This window comes from Pseudomonas sp. NPDC077408, from assembly GCF_050269105.1.
Taxonomy (GTDB): domain Bacteria; phylum Pseudomonadota; class Gammaproteobacteria; order Pseudomonadales; family Pseudomonadaceae; genus Stutzerimonas.
Genome location: NZ_JBNNHS010000005.1, coordinates 286837 through 306577, shown reverse-complemented (window position 1 = coordinate 306577; position 19741 = coordinate 286837). Strand labels below are relative to the sequence as shown.

The window sequence follows — 19741 nt, the reverse complement described above, 5'->3', positions numbered from 1 at the left end:
CATTCTACTCGAATCCGCCATCCGTGCAACCCTTTATTTTCGCTAACTTCTTGATTTACAAGAGGTTTCGCTAAAGGCCTGCGCCGGAGAAGGTGAGCATTATAGGCACTGGGAAACTCGCGTCAACCGTTGTTTTATTCCGGCTTAAGCGAAACACGGCCGAAAGCTTTTTTCCCTGCCTGGCAGACGTGCACTGAACCAACGCAGAAGAGAAACGACCGATCAACAACCCGCCCATCAACCCGCACCCCACCCGAAGCCAACAGATCACGAGCCACGGCCGCATTCTTGACTAGGCCTGCCCGGTTCAAGACCGAGGCGATTGGCATATCTTCTGTAGAACACAGGCTGATCTCAGGAATATCTTCCGGCAACTCACCCTCTTTCATTCTATTGCCAGCAGAGCGATGAGCTGTCGCAGCGGCCTCCTCGCCATGAAAGCGAGCAACAATCTCTTCCGCCAGCTTGATTTTGATGTCGCGAGGATTCGCGCCGCGCGACACATCGACCCGATACTCGTCGATTTCCGCCAGGTCTCGGAAGCTCAACAACTCGAAATATCGCCACATGAGCGCATCCGGAATCGACACCAACTTGCTATACATGACGCCCGGCGCTTCCTGGATCCCGACATAGTTACCCAACGATTTGGACATTTTCTTCACGCCATCCAGACCCTCTAGAAGCGGCATGGTGACGATGCATTGAGACTCCTGCCCATAAGAGCGCTGCAGCTCGCGCCCCATTAACAGATTGAACTTCTGATCCGTCCCACCCAGCTCTACATCCGCCCGCAACGCAACGGAGTCGTAACCCTGGACCAATGGATAAAGGAACTCGTGGATAGCAATAGGCTGGTTGGTCGAGTAGCGCTTGCTGAAATCGTCTCTTTCCAGCATACGAGCCACGGTGTACTGCGATGCCAAACGAATAAAGTCGGACGGCGTCAAACCATCCATCCAAGAGGAATTGAAGGCCACCTCGGTCTTGCCAGGATCAAGAATTTTGAACACCTGGCTCTTATAGGTTTCCGCATTCTCCAGCACCTGATCACGCGTCAAAGGTGGCCGCGTTGCACTCTTGCCGCTTGGGTCGCCAATCATCCCGGTGAAATCCCCTATAAGGAAGACCACCTGATGCCCGAGCTCCTGAAACTGGCGCAGCTTATTTATAAGCACGGTATGACCGAGATGCAGATCCGGCGCAGTTGGATCGAAGCCGGCCTTGATTCGAAGCGGCAGGCCGCGCTCCAGCTTGTTAACCAGCTCTGCCTCGACGAGCACTTCGTCAGCGCCCCGCTTGATCACCGACAACTGCTCTTGAACCGACTTCATTGGAGGCCCCACGCCAGGAAATAAGGCGGTAAACCTTACAAGAACCCCCGGAAAATTCAACGTCGTCGAACGCGAACCAGCCCGCGACCGGTGGATTCAAGGGTTGCCTCGACAGCACTTTGCTTATATTTTAGGCAAATATTTTCTCTGTACAAAATATCGCCAGACATTCCAGACTTTCTAATGACCTATTCAAAATCGAAAGCCCCCCTCTACCCGAAGAGCCATCTCCTGGCTGCAAGCGGTATAGCTGCGCTTCTGAGCCTGGCACTTCTTGTATTCCCATCCCGCGAAGTCGAAGCCAAAAAAACCTTTCTTGATCTGCGTCTCGATACCGCCGCAGAACTTGAGACCGCAAGCGAAGAACCTCTTGTTAGCCTTTCGGTTGAGTCTCCCTTCACTCGGACCGAAACCCCTGGCGAACCTGAACTTCAGTCGTTGCAGCAGGAAGACGCTGAAGCGGCTACCAAAGCCACACCTCTGTCGAAAGAAGTGGTCGTGGCGAACGGGGATACGCTGTCGACGGTATTTGCAAAGGTTGGCCTTCCTCAAGCAACCGTTCACGACGTCTTGGCCAGCAGCAAAGAGGCAAAGCAATTTGCTCGCCTGAAGGTTGGCCAGCGCCTGGAGTTTGAACTGGATGACCAGGGCAACCTAGCCCAGCTACGCAGCCAGTTGAACAAGCTGGAAAGCGTGCAACTGGAGCGATCTGGCACCAGCTACGTATTCAAGAAGGAACAGCTCAAGCCGGACCTGAGTACTGCTTACGCCTATGGCCGCATAGAGAGCAGCTTGTTCCTAGCTGCGAAGCGCGCAGGACTCAGTCACAACTTGACGATGGATCTGGCCAACGTGTTCGGATACGACATCGATTTCGCCATGGACATACGTAAAGGCGATTCATTCGAGGTGATATACGAGCAAAAAACTGTTGCCGGCGACCGCGTTGGAACAGGCAACATTCTCGCGGCCCGCTTCACCAATCGCGGTAAGAGCTATACAGCTGTTCGCTATACCAACAAGCAGGGTAATAGCAGCTATTACACCGCTGACGGCCAAAGTATGCGCAAGGCGTTCATTCGCACACCTGTAGACTTCGCGCGCATCAGCTCACGCTTTTCCAACGGTCGCAAACACCCCATCCTAAACAAGATCCGCGCGCACAAAGGCGTGGACTACGCCGCAGCGCGCGGCACGCCTATCAAGAGTGCCGGAGACGGCAAAGTGCTTCTCGCTGGCCGTAAAGGAGGATACGGGAACACCGTGGTCATTCAACACGGTAATCGTTACCGCACGCTTTACGCTCACATGCAGGGATTTGCCAAAGGCGTACGCAACGGCTCCTCGGTCAAACAGGGCCAAATCATTGGCTATATCGGTACGACCGGCCTGTCGACCGGCCCGCACCTGCATTATGAATTTCAGGTCGATGGCGTGCATGTCGATCCGCTGGGCCTAAAATTGCCAATGGCGGACCCCATTGCGAAGAATGAAAAACAGCGCTTCCTGCAGCTCAGCAATCCCCTGATGGCGCGCATGGACGAAGAGCGCGCAACCATGCTGGCAATGAAGAGCGAGTAGATGTCGTTCTACATCGGGGTCATGTCAGGTACCAGTCTGGATGGACTTGACTTCGCTCTGATTGAACAGGGTCAACGAACGACCCTGCTGGAGACACATTACGAGCCTATGCCGGGGCAGCTCAAACAGGATCTGCTCGATCTGTGTACGTCCGCTTCTGACGAACTAGCTCGGGCAGCCATTGCTGAACAGGCTTGGGCCAAACTCGCAAGCGCCGGGGTACACCAACTGCTACACAAAGCGCAGTTCGTCCCCTCAGCCATTCGTGCGATCGGTAGCCATGGGCAGACCGTGCGACACGAGCCGCAACGCGGCTTCTCTATCCAAATCGGGCACCCTTCTCTACTCGCCGAACTAACCGGCATCAGCGTTGTGACTGATTTTCGTCGGCGCGACATTGCAGCCGGTGGTCAGGGCGCACCGCTGGTACCCGCCTTCCACGAAACCATGTTCAGCGACGCCGAACGGATCAGAGCGGTGCTCAATATTGGGGGGTTCAGCAACGTCAGCTTGCTACATTCGGGCACGCCGACACGCGGTTTCGACTGCGGTCCAGGCAACGTGCTGCTCGACGCTTGGATAAATCGCCACCAGGGGCAACCCTATGATCGCGACGGAAACTGGGCATCCAGCGGCCATGTCAATCACCACTTGCTGACGCTACTGTTAAGTGACAAGTTCTTCTCTACTCATGGCCCAAAGAGCACCGGACGGGAACTATTCAACCTGCCCTGGCTGGACACCCACCTCGCATCGTTCCCCGACCTCGCTCCTCAAGATGTCCAGGCTACTCTGCTCGAACTGACGGCCCGCAGCATCAGCGAATCGCTCATGGCGGCCCAACCTGACGCAGAGGATGTGCTGGTCTGCGGCGGCGGTGCACACAACACGGCGCTGATGCAAAGGCTGCGAGCATTGCTGCCAACATGCGAGCTGGCGAGCACCACGAGCTACGGAGTAGAACCGGACTGGCTAGAAGCCATGGCATTCGCCTGGTTAGCGCACTGCTGCATAGAGGGTATCGCCGCCAACCGTCCAAGCGTGACAGGCGCTCGCGGGCTGCGAATCCTTGGCGCCATCTATCCCGCGTGAGCTGTTCGCGTCGCACGGTCATACCGGCCCGTCACCATCCTGGCTCAGAAACAAAAACACCGTGCCAAGGCACGGTGTCTCTTTGCTGCAAGAGATCTTAGATCGAGAACGACTGGCCGCAACCGCAGGTTGTCGTAGCGTTCGGGTTTTTGATGATGAAGCGTGACCCCTCCAGGCCTTCCTGATAGTCGACTTCAGCACCAGCCAAATATTGGTAGCTCATCGGGTCCACGACCAAGCTCACACCCTCACGTTCAATGATGGTGTCGTCTTCCGCGAGCTCCTCGTCGAACGTAAAACCATACTGAAAACCAGAGCAACCGCCGCCGGTGACGAAGACACGCAGCTTCAGCCGCGGATTGCCCTCTTCATCGACCAGACTCTTCACCTTGCTCGCGGCGCCCTGACTGAACTGGATCGCGGTGGGCGTGAAGGATTCGACACTCATTTGGTTCTCCTGGCGCGTGAACGCACGTTACTGCTTGACGCCGCATTATCGGCTTGTCCTACAAAATTGGTCAACTATTCATCGATCACGTATTCATCGATCACGTATTCATCGATCACGGGCCGATACGATACTGATCTCAAGCGATTTCACTGACAGCCAGTTCAGGGCAACAAAGCCGCATTGCCTAGGCCGAGCCGCTCATCCAGCCCGAAGATGATGTTCATGTTCTGCAGCGCCTGACCGGAGGCGCCTTTAACAAGGTTATCGATGACCGACAGCACGACCACCAGATCTCCATCCTGAGGACGATGGATTGCGATACGGCATACGTTGGCACCACGAACACTGCGCGTCTCCGGATGACTGCCTGCAGGCATCACATCGACAAAAGGCTCGCTAGCGTAACGTTGCTCGTAAAGCGCTTGCAGATCCACCGAGGTGTCGGCAACCGTCGCGTACAAAGTGGCATGAATGCCGCGGATCATCGGCGTCAAATGGGGAACGAAGGTCAACCCCACATTACCCCCGGCGGCACGTCGCAGCCCTTGGGTGATCTCTGGTAGATGACGGTGACCTTTGACGGCATAGGCCATCATGCTTTCGCCCGCCTCGGTGAACAACGAGCCGATCTTCGCTGCCCGTCCGGCGCCGCTAACGCCCGACTTGCAGTCGGCTATTAGCCGAGATGTGTCGGCCAGGCCACGCTCCAACAACGGCAGGTAGCCGAGCTGGGTTGCCGTGGGATAGCAACCGGGCACAGCAATCAGGCGCGCCCCCTTGATCTGATCACGGTTCACTTCCGGCAGCCCGTAAACCGCTTCGGGCAGCAGGTCAGGCGCCCCATGTGGCTGGCCATACCACTTGGCCCACTCATCCGCATCTTGCAGGCGGAAGTCCGCGGAGAGGTCGATAACCCGAGTACCGGCATCCAACAGCTCTCCCGCCAGGGCATGGGCCACGCCATGAGGAGTGGCGAAGAAGACCACATCGCATGCGCCTAGCGTTGCGGTGTCGGGCACACTGAAGGCCAGCTCGTCGTAATGGCCTCGGAGATTCGGATACATATCCGTCACCTTGACCCCGTTTTCGGAGCGAGAGGTGATCACAGCCACTTCCGCCTGAGGGTGCTGGGCTAGCAGGCGCAGCAACTCGACCCCGGTGTAGCCTGTGCCGCCAACGATTCCGACCTTGACCATGAGCTGCCTCTCGCAGTGGAACGATAAAGAACGTTGATGATAAAGGCGCCTGCGCTCAGGGCCAACCACCGAGATGACGCGCGGGCCCTCTAGCCACTACTATCGGGCTGACTCTGAACCGAAGGAACTTCCGAATGCTCTATCTCTGGCTGAAAGCCCTGCACATCGTTGCAATCGTCTGCTGGTTCGCGGGGCTGTTCTATCTGCCGAGATTGTTCGTTTATCACGCCATGAGCGAGGACGCGATCAGTCGAGAGCGGTTCCAGGTCATGGAACGCAAACTCTATCGCGGCATTATGATTCCCTCGATGGTCGCCACGCTGGCTTTCGGCATTGGCATGATTGCGCTTAACCCTGCGCTGTTCAGCGGAGGGTGGCTACACGCCAAGCTCGCACTGGTTGTCCTGCTGATCGGCTATCACCATATGTGTGGCGCTCAGCTAAAACGATTCGCACGCGACGAAAACACTCGCAGTCACGTGTTCTATCGCTGGTTCAACGAGTTTCCGGTATTGCTGCTACTGGCTATCGTCATTCTGGTCGTAATCAAACCATTCTGAAACCGACTCAAGGAATCTGCCATGTCATTGCCCGTACTGCTCGAAGAGCGCCTTCGTCTGCCTTTGGTCGCCGCTCCCATGTTCTTGGTATCAAACCCTGCACTGGTGGCAGCATGTTGCTCCACCGGTGTGGTCGGCAGCTTTCCTGCACTGAATCAGCGAGAAAGCAGCGGTTTCCGGGATTGGCTACAGGAGATAGACCAGCACCTGTCGGGCGCCCATAAACCCGCGCCGTATGCGGTCAACCTAATCGTGCATCACAGCAATCCTCGGCTCCAGGCTGATCTTTCGATATGCGTGGAGCAGCGGGTGCCGATTGTCATTACAAGTCTCGGCGCCGTGAAAGAAGTGGTGGACGCCGTTCACAGCTACGGCGGGCTGGTTTTCCATGATGTCACCACACGGCGCCATGCTGAGAAAGCTGCTGATGCTGGGGTTGATGGTCTGATAGCGGTGGCAGCAGGCGCAGGCGGGCACGCCGGCACTTGGAGTCCCTTTGCCTTGGTGGCAGAAATTCGCCAGTTCTTCGACAAAACGCTGCTGCTCTCCGGCTGCCTCAACCATGGTCACGAGATACTCGCGGCGCAGCTCCTCGGAGCGGACTTGGCCTATATGGGGACGCGTTTCATTGCCACCCGAGAAAGCCAGGCTTCGGATGAATACAAGCAGATGCTTCTGCAGGCACATGCTGCGGACATCATTCACACCGCAGCGGTATCAGGCGTACCTGCTAGCTTCCTGCGTCAAAGCTTGCAGCAAGCCGGCTACGACGAGGAGCGCCTGAAAAACAAAGGCGAAATGAATTATGCAGAAAAGCTTAAGCCCGTCAGCGATGAGGCCAAGGCATGGAAAACCGTGTGGTCGGCTGGCCAGGGCGTTGGGGAAATACGAGACTTGCCGACCAGTGAAGAACTGATTGCCCGGCTGGATCGGGAATACCGTGCCGCCCACGATCACGCAGCGCAGCTGTCGCATCGCTGGCTGCGCCAACCGTGACGCATCTCTCAATTGCCACAAGCCTCGCGCAACTCTGATTGGAGGCGCTTGTTGGCCGTTCACCCGCAATTTAGGCTTGCGCGAAAAACCGGCAACAGGGACGCTGGATGAGCACTGATCAATTCCGAATCGTTTTCGACGGTGAACTTGTACCGGGCTTCTCGCCCGATACGGCCAAGAGCAACCTGACCCGACTCTTTAAAAGCGACGCCGACAAAGTCGAGCGCCTGTTTGGTCGTGGCTCAGTACATATCAAGCGTGACCTGAGCGCTCCGGAAGCTGACCGATACGTGCAAGCGCTGCAGCGTGCCGGCATCCAGGCACGCAAGGAACCCGAAGCAGCAAAAGGTCTGACGCTCACAATCGCTGATTATGCGCCGGCACCTTCGAGCGAGGTCCCTATCGCCAGTGAGAAGATGGACTGCCCTAAATGCGGCCACACTCAGCCAGCCGCTATCGAATGCCACAGCTGCGGCATCGTTATCCAGAAGTACCTGGCACGCCAGGCACAGCTGGGCGAAACGCCAGCGCAACGTAACAGCGCTGCGCATCCGTACGCTCCGCCCCGCGCTGAAGTTGGCACCCCGACTGCGGAGTACGGCGAGCTAAAAGTATTCACAACACAAGGCCGGATTGGCCGGTTGCGCTATCTGGCCTGGACGATGGCGCTGACGGTTGCGGCGCTGGGCCTATTGTTAGTAGCAGGCATGATGTCCGCTGCCTCAGTCGTGCTCGGTGTGATTCTTACCGGCGTATTCGGCATCGGCTTCCTGCTCGTGAGTATTCAGATTGGCGTGCAGCGTTTACATGACCTGGGTTGGTCCGGCTGGCTCATGTTGCTCTATCTGGTGCCGATCATTGGCACTGTTTTGCCACTGGTGGTATTGCTGATGCCCGGCAACCCTGGCGTGAATCGCTTCGGCCCGCCACAACCACCGAATAGCCGGGCGGTCAAACTTCTCGCGGCGCTCTGGCTGCTTGTGCCTGTGATCGGCATTCTGACCGCCATCGTATTGCCAACCTATCAGTAAGCTGTAGCGCTCATTGGGGACCAGCACGTCAGTCAGGCCACCACAGCTCGCCCCGAAGCCCAACCACGAAGCTCGTCCAGCTTTTCGGCCATTACCACCGAAAGCGGTGCAGTCGCCCGGACGCAGTGCAAAAGCATATCCTGATCCGGTTCGCGAGATTGGGCCTGACCAGCATAGACGGCCGACACCACCACCTGCTCGATCTCCGCACCGGAGAAACCATCACAGGCCGCCGCAAGTGCTTCCAGATCGAACTGATCGGCTTTCAACTCACGCCGTGCCAGATGAATTCGAAAGATCTCAGCCCGCGTTGATGCATCGGGCAGGTCGACGAAGAACAGCTCGTCAAAGCGGCCTTTGCGCAGCAGTTCTGGCGGAAGCCGATCCACCGCATTGGCAGTCGCAACCATAAACACCGGCGCTTCACGCTCAGCCATCCAGGTCAGCAGGGTGCCCAATACTCGCTGACTGACGCCACCATCCATCTCGCCCGTCGCGAGCCCCTTCTCCAACTCGTCCATCCATAACACGCAAGGCGCCATCTGTTCAGCCAGTTTTAGCGCCTCACGCAGATTGCGCTCGGTTTCACCGAAGAACTTGTTGTACAGGCAAGCAAAATCCAGGCGCAGCAGTGGCAATCCCCAAAGCCCAGCGACCGCCTTGGCTGCCATGCTTTTACCACCACCCTGCACGCCGACAAGCATCACCCCGCGCGGCCTATCCGATCCGCTGCCTGCCACAAAGGCAGCCTGACGTTGCACCAGCCATCGCTTGAGGTTGTGCAGTCCTCCAACATCAGCGAAACGCTCTGTTTCGTATTCGAAGCCGAGCACGCCTTCCATATCCAACAACTCAAATTTCTTGCGATTGAGCTCCGGCAGATCTTCCTGTGTGATCGCCCCGTCGTCGCAGATCAGGCTGTGCGCCAAGCTGCGAGCTTCGGCATGACTGAGCCCACGCAAATTCTTCACGACCTGCTGCAGAGTGCGATTGTCGGTACGTACGCGGGCGCCTCGATTAAGCTCGCTCCAGACGGTCGCTTCCTCCCGAACGATGCTCAGCAGCTCCTCCTCGGACGGCAGGGTTAGACTGAATCGAGCCGCGTAGCGCTGAACCTCCGGAGGTAACTTGAGGGCATGGGAAACCAGCACAAGCGTGGGCGCAGAAGGCCCTTGCGCCATTGCGATTTCCTTCAACAAACGCACCGCACTTGGCTCATCGAGAAACGGATGTAAATCGCAGAACACATAGAGATTGCCAAGGGGATCGTGCTTGACCCGTCTCAATGCCACCTCAGCTGAACAGCTTTCGCCGGAATCCAGCGCCTCGCCACCGAACGCGAGATGCCGCAAGCCTTCCGTGACGGACCAAACATGCAGCGTCATACCCCGGTTCACGGCCAATCCGCTCAGGGTTTCAAGCACCCGACGCTCGTCCCAGGACTCGATCAGCACCAATCGCAGCCTTGATTCGAGCACCAGAGCCAAGTCGTGGATATCATTCTTCATTCGCTATGCTCCGTGCCAGCTGACCAGTCCGAAAATCGCCTGTTACACTGCTTTCTGATCAATTCTGGAGAAACGCCGTGGATTGTCTATTTTGCAAGATCGTGGCCGGGACTATCCCTGCGCAGAAGATCTATGAAGACGAACAGGTTATCGCCTTCAATGACATCGCGCCCCAGGCGCCGGTACATTTCCTGGTAATCCCGAAAAAACATATCGCGACCCTGCATGATCTGAGCGAAGACGACGACAAGATCCTTGCTGGGCATATTCTTTTTACCGCGCAGCGTCTCGCTGAAGAGCAGGGCTGCCAGGAAGGCTTTCGGGTTGTCATGAACTGCAACGACCTTGGCGGTCAGACGGTCCATCACATACATATGCATGTGCTCGGCCAGCGTCAGATGCATTGGCCCCCCGGCTGAACACTCGCTACCCAAACGCACCACCCACTGTCCACGCCTGCTCCGAATCATCTGGAGGCGACATGCCCAACCAACGCCAATACTCACCTGCCGACCGTCTGCTGCTGCAGGCCGATGCCGCGTTACGGACGCTGCTGCCGTTCAGCGGCCAACCTCAGCGACCGACTCCCGCCGTATTAAAGAACGAGGCCGAGCTGAGCGACAGCCAAGCGCGTCACGTTGCCGGCCTGATGCGCATCAATCACACCGGTGAGGTCTGCGCGCAGGCCCTATATCAGGGGCAGGCACTGACGGCACGGTTGCCGAGAGTACGGGAGGCGATGGAGCGAGCTGCAGCTGAAGAAATCGACCACCTGGCCTGGTGTGAACAGCGCATTCACCAGCTGGGCAGTCACACCAGCGTTCTGAATCCGCTTTTTTACGGATTGTCGTTCGGCATCGGTGCATCCGCTGGCCTGATCAGCGACCGGATCAGCCTGGGCTTCGTCGCCGCCACCGAGGATCAAGTCTGCAAACATCTGGATGAACATCTTGAGCAGATTCCACACGACGACGAGAAGTCCCGGGCAATACTCGAGCAGATGCGCACGGACGAAGCGCAGCACTCGACTGCCGCTCTGGATGCCGGGGGCTTGCGCTTCCCAGGGCCAGTGAAGTTCGGCATGAGCCTGATGGCCAAGGTGATGACTAAAACCACCTACCGGATCTAACCCGATCCTAACGAAGAAGGGCGCCTACATGGCGCCCTTCTGCTTTCAGAAGACCGCTATCTTAGCTCGGCCTATTGCGCGCATAGAAAATCTCCAGCATTTCATGGCGCAGACCCTCCTCCATCTGTCCACGTTGTTATGGCGAAAGATTGCAAGTGGCGTCCCCGAATAGGTAATTCTCCAGCTCGGAGTCTTTCAACAGCATCTTGGTGTGGAAGAGGTTCTCTTGATACAGGTTCACATCGGTCATCTGGTAGGCCGACCGGGTGTCTTCGGAGAGATAGTTCTGAATCGAGTTTATTTCATGGTCGATGAAGTGCTTCTTGCCTTCGACGTCACGAGTAAAGCCGCGAACCCGATAATCAACGGTGACACTATCCGAATCGAACCGATGGATCAGATAGTTGAGGGCTTTGAGCGGTGATACAACGCCGCATGTCGACACGTCGAGTCAGAATCTGCGTTAGCCGCTGCGCGTCATACTGCTCGTCGATGTACTTCACATATGCTTGCTCGTCTTCCTGTGTTTCGGCATAGCAGATGTCGTAAATATTGAAGCTCAAGGACTTGGTCAGGTTGTTGAACCCGTGGAGCTGAGCTTGCTTTTAACGATTGGAGACTCTCTCCGATGCGGCGCACCGCGTGATCGAGCGTGACCGTCGGATACCCCTATAACTGTGTAGGACGGCATACACCTCTTCGCATTTGCGGTCGAGGCTGATTTTTCCGAGCAAAACGCCCCGCTAAAACGGGGGCGTATTATTCCGGTCGATGCCGCCCGGCCAATTCGGGCAGCCCTAATCAGCTGCCGGCTTCGGTAGCGCCCGGCGCTGTCGAGTCGAGTCGCCGAAGTTCGCCGGACTGACGTCAGCCGAGCTCGACGATCTCATAATCATGGCTGATTTCCACACCTGCGCGGCCGAGCATGATCGAGGCGGAGCAGTACTTCTCGGCAGACAGTTCCACGGCACGCTTGACCTGCGCGTCCTTCAATCCACGTCCCTTAACGACGAAGCGCAGGTGGATCTTTGTGAACACCTTCGGATCCTCATCAGCGCGCTCCGCCTCAAGAAAGGCTTCACAGCTTTCCACTGCCTGGCGCGACTTTTTCAGGATGCTCACGACATCAAAGTTGCTGCAGCCGCCGAGGCCCAGCAAGAGCATTTCCATCGGACGGACACCTAGATTGCGTCCACCATTTTCTGGTGGACCATCCATGACCACCACATGGCCGCTGCCGGACTCGCCAAGGAACATTGCCTCGCCAGCCCACTGAATGCGCGCTTTCATCGATAGACCCCGCTTGAAAAGGAGCGAAGCTTAGCATGACCACAGGCGGTCACTGGAGGCGGTAAACCGACGAAATGAATGCCCAAAAGTTGATATTCGTGTCGCAGTTTTATTGTCGACCCGAACGGGTCTGTTAAGCTCGCTAAGCCTGATAACAGAACTCAGTCATACATAATAAGAACTGCCTCCTATTGGACACATCTTCCGGGACTACAGCATGGTCGCTATTACACTTACGCCCAAGATCAAGAACATCGACAAACTACTCGCACATTGCCATCGCCGACGCTACACCGCCAAGAGCACTATCATCTATGCCGGTGACCGTAGCGAAACGCTTTTCTTCATTGTTAAAGGTTCGGTCACGATCCTGATCGAAGACGACGATGGTCGTGAAATGATCATCGCCTATCTCAACTCCGGCGACTTCTTCGGCGAGATGGGACTGTTCGAGAAAGAAGGCTCGGAAAAAGAACGCAGCGCTTGGGTTCGCGCCAAGACTGAATGTGAAGTAGCAGAACTGAGCTATGCCAAGTTCCGTGAACTGACCCAGCAAGACCCCGATATTCTTTATGCGCTCGGCAGCCAGATGGCTGAACGCTTGCGCAATACGACGCGCAAGGTGGGTGATCTGGCGTTCCTCGACGTAACCGGTCGCGTAGCCCGCACTCTGCTCGACCTGTGCAAGCAGCCCGATGCGATGACGCACCCCGATGGCATGCAGATCAAGATCACTCGCCAGGAGATCGGCCGCATCGTTGGTTGCTCGAGGGAGATGGTCGGACGTGTACTGAAAAGCCTGGAATCCCAAGGGTTGGTACACGTGAAAGGCAAGACCATGGTGGTATTCGGCACTCGCTGAGCCACCCGTCACGCCAATAATAAAGCCGGCTATTAACCGGCTTTATTATTCACGCGGCTCATTCGGGATCGACCGACGACCGTAGGCTCGCGCGTCCGGGGAAGAACAAACGCTGCAGCTCGACCCCAGGCTGCTCGGCTCGCATGAAAGCCTCTCCCACCAGAAACGCATATACCTGGTTGATTTCCATCAACTCAACGTCGGCACGATGAAGAATGCCGCTCTCGGTAACCGCCAGACGGTCTCGAGGGATGCGCGGCAGCAGATCGAGAGTCGTTTCCAGACTGAGCTCGAAGGTGTGAAGGTTACGGTTGTTGATCCCGACCAGAGGCGTATCGAGGCGCAGCGCGCGCTCCAGCTCTGCTCCGTCATGAACCTCCACCAATACGTCCAGATTCTGAGCCTTTGCCACATCAGCCAGCTCCGCCATCTGACCATCCTCCAGCGCAGCGACGATCAGCAGAATACAGTCCGCGCCCAAGGCTCTGGCTTCGATGATCTGGTAGGGGTCGACCATGAAGTCCTTACGGATGACAGGCAGTTTGCATGCCGCGCGCGCTTGCTTCAGGTAGTCGTCTGCCCCCTGGAAGAAATCGATATCGGTCAGTACCGAAAGGCAGGTGGCGCCACCCGCCTCGTAGCTTCGGGCGATGTCCGCCGGCACGAAATCTTCCCGCAGCACCCCTTTGCTTGGCGAGGCTTTCTTGATCTCTGCGATCACGGCCGGCTGCTTGTTACGCGCCTGCTCCTGCAGACGTCGGGCAAAGCCCCGGACCGGGTCGGCTGCGGCCGCCATTCGTTCAAGTTCGGCCAGCCCGACCCGGCCGCGGCGCTCGGTCACTTCCTCGCGCTTGCGCCTGATGATCTTTTCCAGAACCGTCGGCACACTGCTCATTGCGAACTCTCCTGCTTGAACACCACGGTGAAGGACACCAGCTCCTCGAACTTGTCTCGCGCCAAACCTGTATGCAGCGCATCGTGGGCGATCTCTATGCCCTGCTTCAGGCTGCTGGCGATATCGGCTGCATAAAGCGCAGCACCGGCATTGAGGACGATCATGTCGGCAGCCTTTTGACCGTTATCCGTTTTGCGCCGTCCCAGTGCGTCGCGAATCAGCACCAGCGAACCCTGCGCATCCTCGACATTGAGACCTATCAGGCTCTGGCTCTTGATCCCGAAATCTTCAGGCTGGATACGGTATTCGGTGATCTCACCCTTATTCAATTCGGCGACATAGGTCGGGGCCGCCAGACTGATCTCGTCAAGCCCATCCTGCGCATGCACCACCAACACATGCTGGCTTCCCAGGCGCGACAGCACCTCGGCCATGGGCCGGCAGAGTTCCTTGCTGAACACGCCAAGCACCTGATGCTTGACGCCAGCGGGGTTGGACATCGGGCCGAGGATGTTGAACAGCGTGCGCAGGCCCAGCTCACGGCGCGGGCCGGCGGCAAATTTCATCGCACCGTGATGCGCAGGCGCGAACATGAAACCGACGCCCACTGCATCGACGCTGCGCGCAACCTGCTCGGGCGTGAGATCCAGGTAAACACCGGCCGCTTCGAGCAGGTCGGCGCTGCCACTCTTGCCCGACACTGCACGGTTTCCGTGCTTGGCAACTTTGCCTCCGGCGGCGGCGACCACGAAGGCTGCGGCAGTTGAAACATTGAAAATGTTCATCCCATCGCCACCGGTACCGCAGGTGTCCACCAATCGATGGGTATCGAAATGCACCGGTTCGGCCAGCTCACGCATCACCTGTACGGCGCCGACGATCTCGTCGATCGTTTCGCTCTTCATGCGCATGCCCATGAGGAACGCGCCAATCTGCGCATCGGTGCACTGACCGGTCATGATCTGGCGCATCACCGCCTTCATCTCATCGGTACTCAAATCCAGCTGACCGACGATACGGTTGAGGGCTTCCTTGATATCCATCAGCGCACGCCTCCGGTCTGTTTCAGAAAATTGGCGAACAATTCGTGCCCCTGCTCGGTGAGGATTGACTCAGGGTGAAACTGCACGCCTTCAATGTTCAGCGTCTGATGCCGCAGGCCCATGATCTCGTCGACAGTGCCATCTTCCAGTTGCGTCCAGGCAGTGATTTCCAGACAGTCGGGAAGCGTTTCGCGCTTGACCACCAAGGAGTGGTAGCGCGTCACCGTTAATGGATTGTTCAGGCCGGCGAACACGCCCGCGTTCTGGTGAGCGACCGGACTCGTCTTGCCATGCATGACCTGACGCGCCCGCACGACCTCGCCGCCAAACGCTTGCCCGATACTCTGATGGCCGAGACAAACGCCCAGAATCGGCAGCTTACCGGCGAAATGGCGGATCAGGTCGAGTGAAACCCCCGCCTCGTTCGGCGTGCATGGGCCGGGCGATACGACGATACGCTCCGGGTTCAGTGCTTCGATTTCGGCGACGCTCAACTCATCGTTGCGCACCACTTTGACGTCCGCACCGAGTTCGCCGAGGTATTGCACGACGTTGTAGGTAAAGGAATCGTAGTTATCCAGCATTAGCAGCATTTGCGTCACCCTAGGGCTTGAGGCTGATCCACCACCTGCCATGACGGTCCGAACCGGCGCGATAGCGACTCGGCACAATGATCGGTAATACAGGTGTGAACGGGGTATTCCGGCACGGAGCCAGCAACGAGGATCAGGCGCGCCAACGCCAGCGGGCATGGGCCTTGAACAGACGCATCAGGAGGGTGCTGCTGAATTTCACGGAAAAGGTCTCGCAGAGCTGACAGCGCAAAGTAGCCCATGCCAGGCCACGATTTCAACCGGACTATACCAGAGCATCGTTTGCCCGCTACAGCCAAGCCGGGCGCCCTATACCGGCAGCGAAGCGATAGCGGCGGGTAATGCGGATGCCGGAACTGGCCGAGCGTAATAAAAACCCTGCGCCTGCCGGCAGCCAAGTCGACGCAGCTCCACAGCAGTGGCCTCGTCCTCGACCCCCTCTGCCAGCGTGTTCAGCCCGAGCGATTCGGCCATGTGGATGATAGCGGCGACGATGGCATGGCCGTCTTCGTTGGGTAGATCGCTGACAAAGGAGCGATCAATCTTCAAGGTGTCCACCGACAACCGCCGAAGATACGCCAGACATGAATACCCGGTGCCAAAATCATCGATGGACAGCGTAACCCCCAGAGCCTTCAAACCTGCCAGCGCAATCATCACCTGCTCAGTGTTGTCGACGAGGCTGGACTCGGTCAGCTCAAGCTCCAGCGCCGAAGCCGGCAGACCGGTCTGCGCCAAGGCAGCGGCTACAGTCTGTTCCAGCGAGCCCTGGTGCAGTTGTATCGCCGCGACGTTCACAGCGACACGCGGGATGTCCAGCTTTTCAGCCTGCCACCGTGCGGCCTGTCGGCACGCCTCGAGAATGATCCACTCGCCGATATCGACGATCAGACCGCTCTGTTCCGCGGCTGGAATGAACTGCCCGGGCGCGACCAACCCCCACTGCGGATGCTGCCAGCGCAACAAGGCTTCAGCGCCCACCACCCTGCCACTGGCGAGGTCCAGCTGCAGCTGATACTCCAGAAAAAACTCCTCTCGCTCGATAGCAAGCCGCAGGCCGTTGATCAGGTACAGCCGCCCACGCATCTCGGTATCCAAGGCAGCGTTGTAATAGCACCAGGTCCGACGCCCGGCTTCCTTGGCTTTGTACATAGCCATCTCAGCGTTGCGCAGGAGGCAGGGAAAGTCCATGCCATCGTTCGGGCCGACCGCGACGCCAATGGAAATCGACACCACTATCTGCTGGCGCTCGATCATGAAGGGTTCGGCCAATTCGTCGAGGACAAGCTGGATCACAGCCGACGCACCCTCGGCATTCTCGAGATCCGCCAACAACACGACGAACTCGTCACCGCCAGAACGTGCCAGCATGGCGCTATCGGGCAATGCCTGCTGCAGTCTTACCGAGGTTGTGCAGAGCAGCTGGTCACCGAAAGTGCGCCCGAACGAATCATTGACCATCTTGAAATGATCGAGATCGACGTACAGCACCGCAACTGCACCCTTGAGTTTGAAAGCGCTGGCCATTGCCTGACGTGTCCGCTCTTCCAGTTGGGTCAGATTGGGCAGTCCCGTCAGGCTGTCGAAGTGCGCCATGTAGTCGGCGCGCTGTTGCGCAGCAATCCGCTCGCCCATTTCGATCGCCAACCGCGCGTACGGCGCACGCACACTCGACACGAATACCACCTGATAGATGAAGCCGTAGGAGACGATCTTGTACAGATGCCCCAGCAAGCTGTAGAAGCTGTTCACGCTGGAGTAGGCGGTAAAGCACAGCTCGGCGAGAATCGAGACCAGTGTCGCAGCCAGCATGCCCTCGAAATAGTCACGGTCTGCACCCTCTCGAGCCCGCCAGAACACCCAAGCCGCCAGTGCGAAGAGGCTGATGATCAGCCACTCCATCTGCACTTTGAAGCGGGTCAGCCCCTCCCCGTCGATAAAGGTCCGCGGCCACGCCTGCGGCTGGAACAGCTGCAGATAAACCACCAGAACAACCAGTCCGAGGGATGATGAAAGCAGCAGGACCCGCGGCAGTGCGATGCTTCGGTGGCACAGACGGCACGCCACCGCGAGCAGCGTGAAAGCAAGCAACACGCGGGAAACCAGCCAGAAGGCGATCGCCTTTTCCGCCGAGGCAGGCGTCACCCAGACGGGCATACCCCGGTAGGACAGCATATGAGCCAGATCCAGCAGCGCGATGGCCAAAAACGCGCAGGCGAGCAGCGGATTCGATCGATGCACTGGCTGCTGGCTGTGCCAGGCCACCGCGAACACCAACGCTGCAACGACGATCGAGAAGGTTTCGACAGCGATGTGCAGCGGTAACGGAAACCACACCGGGCTGCCGTTGAGATCCGCCAGACTCGATAACAGCCAGACCAGCACCAGCAGCGCAGCGAGGGCAATCACCAACGATGACGCCAACGGCCAGGGCTGACGAACGGAGGATGAGCGGGGACTCGACAGTAGCGACATGGCTGGCTCGAATTGGCTGGGGTTGGATCGCCAAGCGATCCTGCTCAGCTGCCACGACTATATGGCCAGCCAATAGCCATTACCATACGACTAATAAGGACTTTAGTCGCAGTCGCCGAAGAGCCCCTGAGCCGCGCCGAAGTTAGTCGCTCCCGTGCTCTGCCAAGGCCACCGCGCGGAACATCGCGCGGCGTTTGTTCAGTGTTTCTTCCCATTCCAGCGCCGGTTGCGAGTCGGCGACGATGCCGGCACCGGCCTGCACGTGCAGTTCGCCGTCCTTGATCACTGCGGTACGGATGGCAATAGCGGTATCCATGTTGCCGTTCCAGGCAAGATAGCCCACCGCACCGCCATACACGCCGCGTTTCACCGGTTCGAGTTCGTCGATGATCTCCATGGCGCGGACCTTCGGAGCACCAGACAAGGTCCCGGCCGGCAGGATCGCACGCAGCGCATCCATGGCCGTCAGTGGCGCCTTGAGCTGACCGGTGACGTTGGAGACGATATGCATCACGTTGGAATAGCGCTCGATGACCATCTTTTCGGTAAGCCGAACCGAACCATTCTCGGCCACGCGGCCGACGTCGTTGCGGCCCAGGTCGATCAGCATCAGATGCTCAGCCAGCTCCTTCGCATCACTGAGCAGATCCTGCTCCAGTGCGAGATCGGCTTCCTCGTTGACGCCGCGCGGGCGGGTGCCAGCGATAGGACGGACCGTCACCAGCCCTTCCTCCACCCGCACCAGCACTTCCGGCGAGGAGCCCACCACATGGAAATCGCCGAAATTGAAGAAGTACATATAAGGCGTCGGGTTGAAGCAGCGCAGCGCGCGGTACAGATCGATCGGCGCGGCCTTGAAGGGAATCGACATGCGCTGGGAGATCACCACCTGCATGCAGTCGCCGGCGAGGATGTAGTCCTTGATGCGGTTAACCGCCTGTTCGTAGTCCTCGCGGCTGAAACTGGAGCGGAATGTCGGCTCGGTGCCGCTGCCATTCTCGAAGTCCAAGCCCAGCCGCGGCGTGATCGACTGGCGCAGTTTTTCGCGCAGCGCCTGAAGTTTCGCCTGCCCCGCCTCATAGGCGTCCGGCTGCGATGGATCGGCTAGCACGATGCAGTGCAGCTTGCCGGCGAGGTTGTCGAAGACCACCACGGCGTCGGAAACCATCAACAGGATATCCGGCGTGCCCAACGGGTCGGGATTGGGACAGGTTGCCAGCTTGCGTTCGACATAGCGCACGCTGTCGTAACCGAAGTATCCAACCAGCCCGCCATTGAAACGCGGCAAGCCTTCGACTGGCGCCACACGATAGCGCTGCTGAAAGGCTTCGACGAAGGCCAACGGATCCTCAACCTCGGACTGTTCGGTCTCGATACCATCGGTGGTCACGCTAACGTTGTGATCATGCACCCTGAGCACGGTGCGGCACGGCAGGCCGATAATCGAATAACGCCCCCACTTCTCGCCGCCCTGTACCGATTCGAGCAGATAGGAATTGGGCGCGTCAGCAAGCTTGAGATAGAGCGTCAGCGGCGTGTCGAAGTCAGCAAGGGTTTCAAACGACAGAGGGATGCGGTTGTGGCCTTCGGCGGCCAAACGCAGAAATTCTTCGCGGGTCATGTCAGCCTCGTGGTCGGAGGGAAACTACATAAGGTCGAGTTGTGCAAACGTACCGGGCGAAGCCGGCAGGAAATGTCAGGCGCG

At 58.0% G+C, this 19741-nt stretch carries 18 protein-coding genes and 1 pseudogene; 8 read left to right on the top strand and 11 right to left on the bottom strand.

Going from position 1 to position 19741, the window contains the following annotated elements; all coding sequences use genetic code 11:
* Positions 1-134: 134 nt before the first annotated feature.
* Positions 135-1334 carry a tyrosine--tRNA ligase gene (tyrS, locus tag ACQKEK_RS15550; RefSeq protein ID WP_499143681.1) on the bottom strand — a complete coding sequence of 400 codons (1200 nt, stop codon included), beginning with the start codon at positions 1332-1334 and terminating at the stop codon, positions 135-137.
* Between the two features lie 183 nt (positions 1335-1517).
* On the opposite strand from tyrS, the gene ACQKEK_RS15545 reads away from it, so the two are divergent.
* Both ACQKEK_RS15545 and ACQKEK_RS15540 read left to right on the top strand, forming a co-directional pair.
* Positions 1518-2915 carry a peptidoglycan DD-metalloendopeptidase family protein gene (locus ACQKEK_RS15545; RefSeq protein WP_499143691.1) on the top strand — a complete coding sequence of 466 codons (1398 nt, stop codon included), beginning with the start codon at positions 1518-1520 and terminating at the stop codon, positions 2913-2915.
* The gene (locus ACQKEK_RS15540) at positions 2916-4007 is read left to right on the top strand and encodes an anhydro-N-acetylmuramic acid kinase (RefSeq protein WP_499143680.1); all 1092 of its coding nucleotides are present in this window, start codon (positions 2916-2918) and stop codon (positions 4005-4007) included. It begins immediately after the preceding gene.
* A gap of 97 nt (positions 4008-4104) precedes the next feature.
* On the opposite strand, the gene erpA is transcribed toward ACQKEK_RS15540, so the two are convergent.
* Positions 4105-4455, bottom strand: a complete 351-nt coding sequence (gene erpA, locus ACQKEK_RS15535) for an iron-sulfur cluster insertion protein ErpA (protein WP_045430630.1) — start codon at positions 4453-4455, stop codon at positions 4105-4107.
* A gap of 164 nt (positions 4456-4619) precedes the next feature.
* Positions 4620-5654 (bottom strand): N-acetyl-gamma-glutamyl-phosphate reductase, encoded by a 1035-nt coding sequence (gene argC, locus ACQKEK_RS15530; RefSeq protein ID WP_499143679.1) that lies wholly within the window; start codon positions 5652-5654, stop codon positions 4620-4622.
* A 134-nt stretch (positions 5655-5788) separates the two neighbouring features.
* Here argC and hemJ point away from each other — a divergent pair, with 134 nt between their 5' ends.
* From hemJ to ACQKEK_RS15515, 3 genes are all read left to right on the top strand, one after another.
* Positions 5789-6214, top strand: a complete 426-nt coding sequence (hemJ, locus tag ACQKEK_RS15525) for a protoporphyrinogen oxidase HemJ (RefSeq protein WP_045430635.1) — start codon at positions 5789-5791, stop codon at positions 6212-6214.
* A gap of 21 nt (positions 6215-6235) precedes the next feature.
* A complete protein-coding gene (locus tag ACQKEK_RS15520; RefSeq protein WP_499143678.1) occupies positions 6236-7210 on the top strand; it encodes an NAD(P)H-dependent flavin oxidoreductase in 975 nt (324 codons plus the stop codon).
* A gap of 107 nt (positions 7211-7317) precedes the next feature.
* The gene (locus tag ACQKEK_RS15515; protein WP_499143677.1) at positions 7318-8241 is read left to right on the top strand and encodes a DUF805 domain-containing protein; all 924 of its coding nucleotides are present in this window, start codon (positions 7318-7320) and stop codon (positions 8239-8241) included.
* A gap of 32 nt (positions 8242-8273) precedes the next feature.
* Here ACQKEK_RS15515 and ACQKEK_RS15510 read toward each other — a convergent pair whose 3' ends face one another.
* Positions 8274-9749 (bottom strand): AAA family ATPase, encoded by a 1476-nt coding sequence (locus tag ACQKEK_RS15510; protein WP_499143676.1) that lies wholly within the window; start codon positions 9747-9749, stop codon positions 8274-8276.
* A 77-nt stretch (positions 9750-9826) separates the two neighbouring features.
* Between ACQKEK_RS15510 and ACQKEK_RS15505 the strand changes: the two genes are divergently transcribed.
* Together ACQKEK_RS15505 and coq7 are read left to right on the top strand one after the other, a co-directional pair.
* Complete coding sequence (locus tag ACQKEK_RS15505) at positions 9827-10168, top strand: histidine triad nucleotide-binding protein (protein ID WP_128120331.1); 342 nt, start codon at positions 9827-9829, stop codon at positions 10166-10168.
* A 62-nt stretch (positions 10169-10230) separates the two neighbouring features.
* Entirely contained in the window at positions 10231-10878 is a 648-nt protein-coding gene (gene coq7, locus ACQKEK_RS15500) for a 2-polyprenyl-3-methyl-6-methoxy-1,4-benzoquinone monooxygenase (protein WP_128120330.1), read from the top strand.
* Between the two features lie 61 nt (positions 10879-10939).
* Here coq7 and ACQKEK_RS15495 read toward each other — a convergent pair.
* Together ACQKEK_RS15495 and ACQKEK_RS15490 are read right to left on the bottom strand one after the other, a co-directional pair.
* Positions 10940-11453 (bottom strand): annotated as a pseudogene (locus tag ACQKEK_RS15495) (hypothetical protein).
* A gap of 292 nt (positions 11454-11745) precedes the next feature.
* Entirely contained in the window at positions 11746-12168 is a 423-nt protein-coding gene (locus ACQKEK_RS15490; protein ID WP_045430653.1) for an OsmC family protein, read from the bottom strand.
* Between the two features lie 217 nt (positions 12169-12385).
* On the opposite strand from ACQKEK_RS15490, the gene crp reads away from it, so the two are divergent.
* Positions 12386-13030, top strand: coding sequence for a cAMP-activated global transcriptional regulator CRP (gene crp / locus ACQKEK_RS15485; protein ID WP_045430655.1), 645 nt, complete (start codon positions 12386-12388; stop codon positions 13028-13030).
* 58 nt (positions 13031-13088) lie between these two features.
* Here crp and trpC read toward each other — a convergent pair whose 3' ends face one another.
* The 5 genes from trpC to trpE form a co-directional block, all read right to left on the bottom strand.
* Positions 13089-13925, bottom strand: coding sequence for an indole-3-glycerol phosphate synthase TrpC (gene trpC, locus ACQKEK_RS15480; protein WP_499143675.1), 837 nt, complete (start codon positions 13923-13925; stop codon positions 13089-13091).
* Positions 13922-14968 (bottom strand): anthranilate phosphoribosyltransferase, encoded by a 1047-nt coding sequence (gene trpD / locus ACQKEK_RS15475; RefSeq protein WP_499143674.1) that lies wholly within the window; start codon positions 14966-14968, stop codon positions 13922-13924. The genes trpC and trpD overlap by 4 nt, the downstream gene beginning before the upstream one ends.
* Positions 14968-15561 carry an aminodeoxychorismate/anthranilate synthase component II gene (locus ACQKEK_RS15470; protein WP_128120329.1) on the bottom strand — a complete coding sequence of 198 codons (594 nt, stop codon included), beginning with the start codon at positions 15559-15561 and terminating at the stop codon, positions 14968-14970. Before ACQKEK_RS15470 ends, trpD begins: the two co-directional genes overlap by 1 nt.
* 309 nt (positions 15562-15870) lie before the next feature.
* A complete protein-coding gene (locus ACQKEK_RS15465) occupies positions 15871-18036 on the bottom strand; it encodes a putative bifunctional diguanylate cyclase/phosphodiesterase (protein ID WP_499143673.1) in 2166 nt (721 codons plus the stop codon).
* A gap of 142 nt (positions 18037-18178) precedes the next feature.
* The gene (gene trpE / locus ACQKEK_RS15460; RefSeq protein ID WP_499143672.1) at positions 18179-19657 is read right to left on the bottom strand and encodes an anthranilate synthase component I; all 1479 of its coding nucleotides are present in this window, start codon (positions 19655-19657) and stop codon (positions 18179-18181) included.
* Positions 19658-19741: the final 84 nt, after the last annotated feature.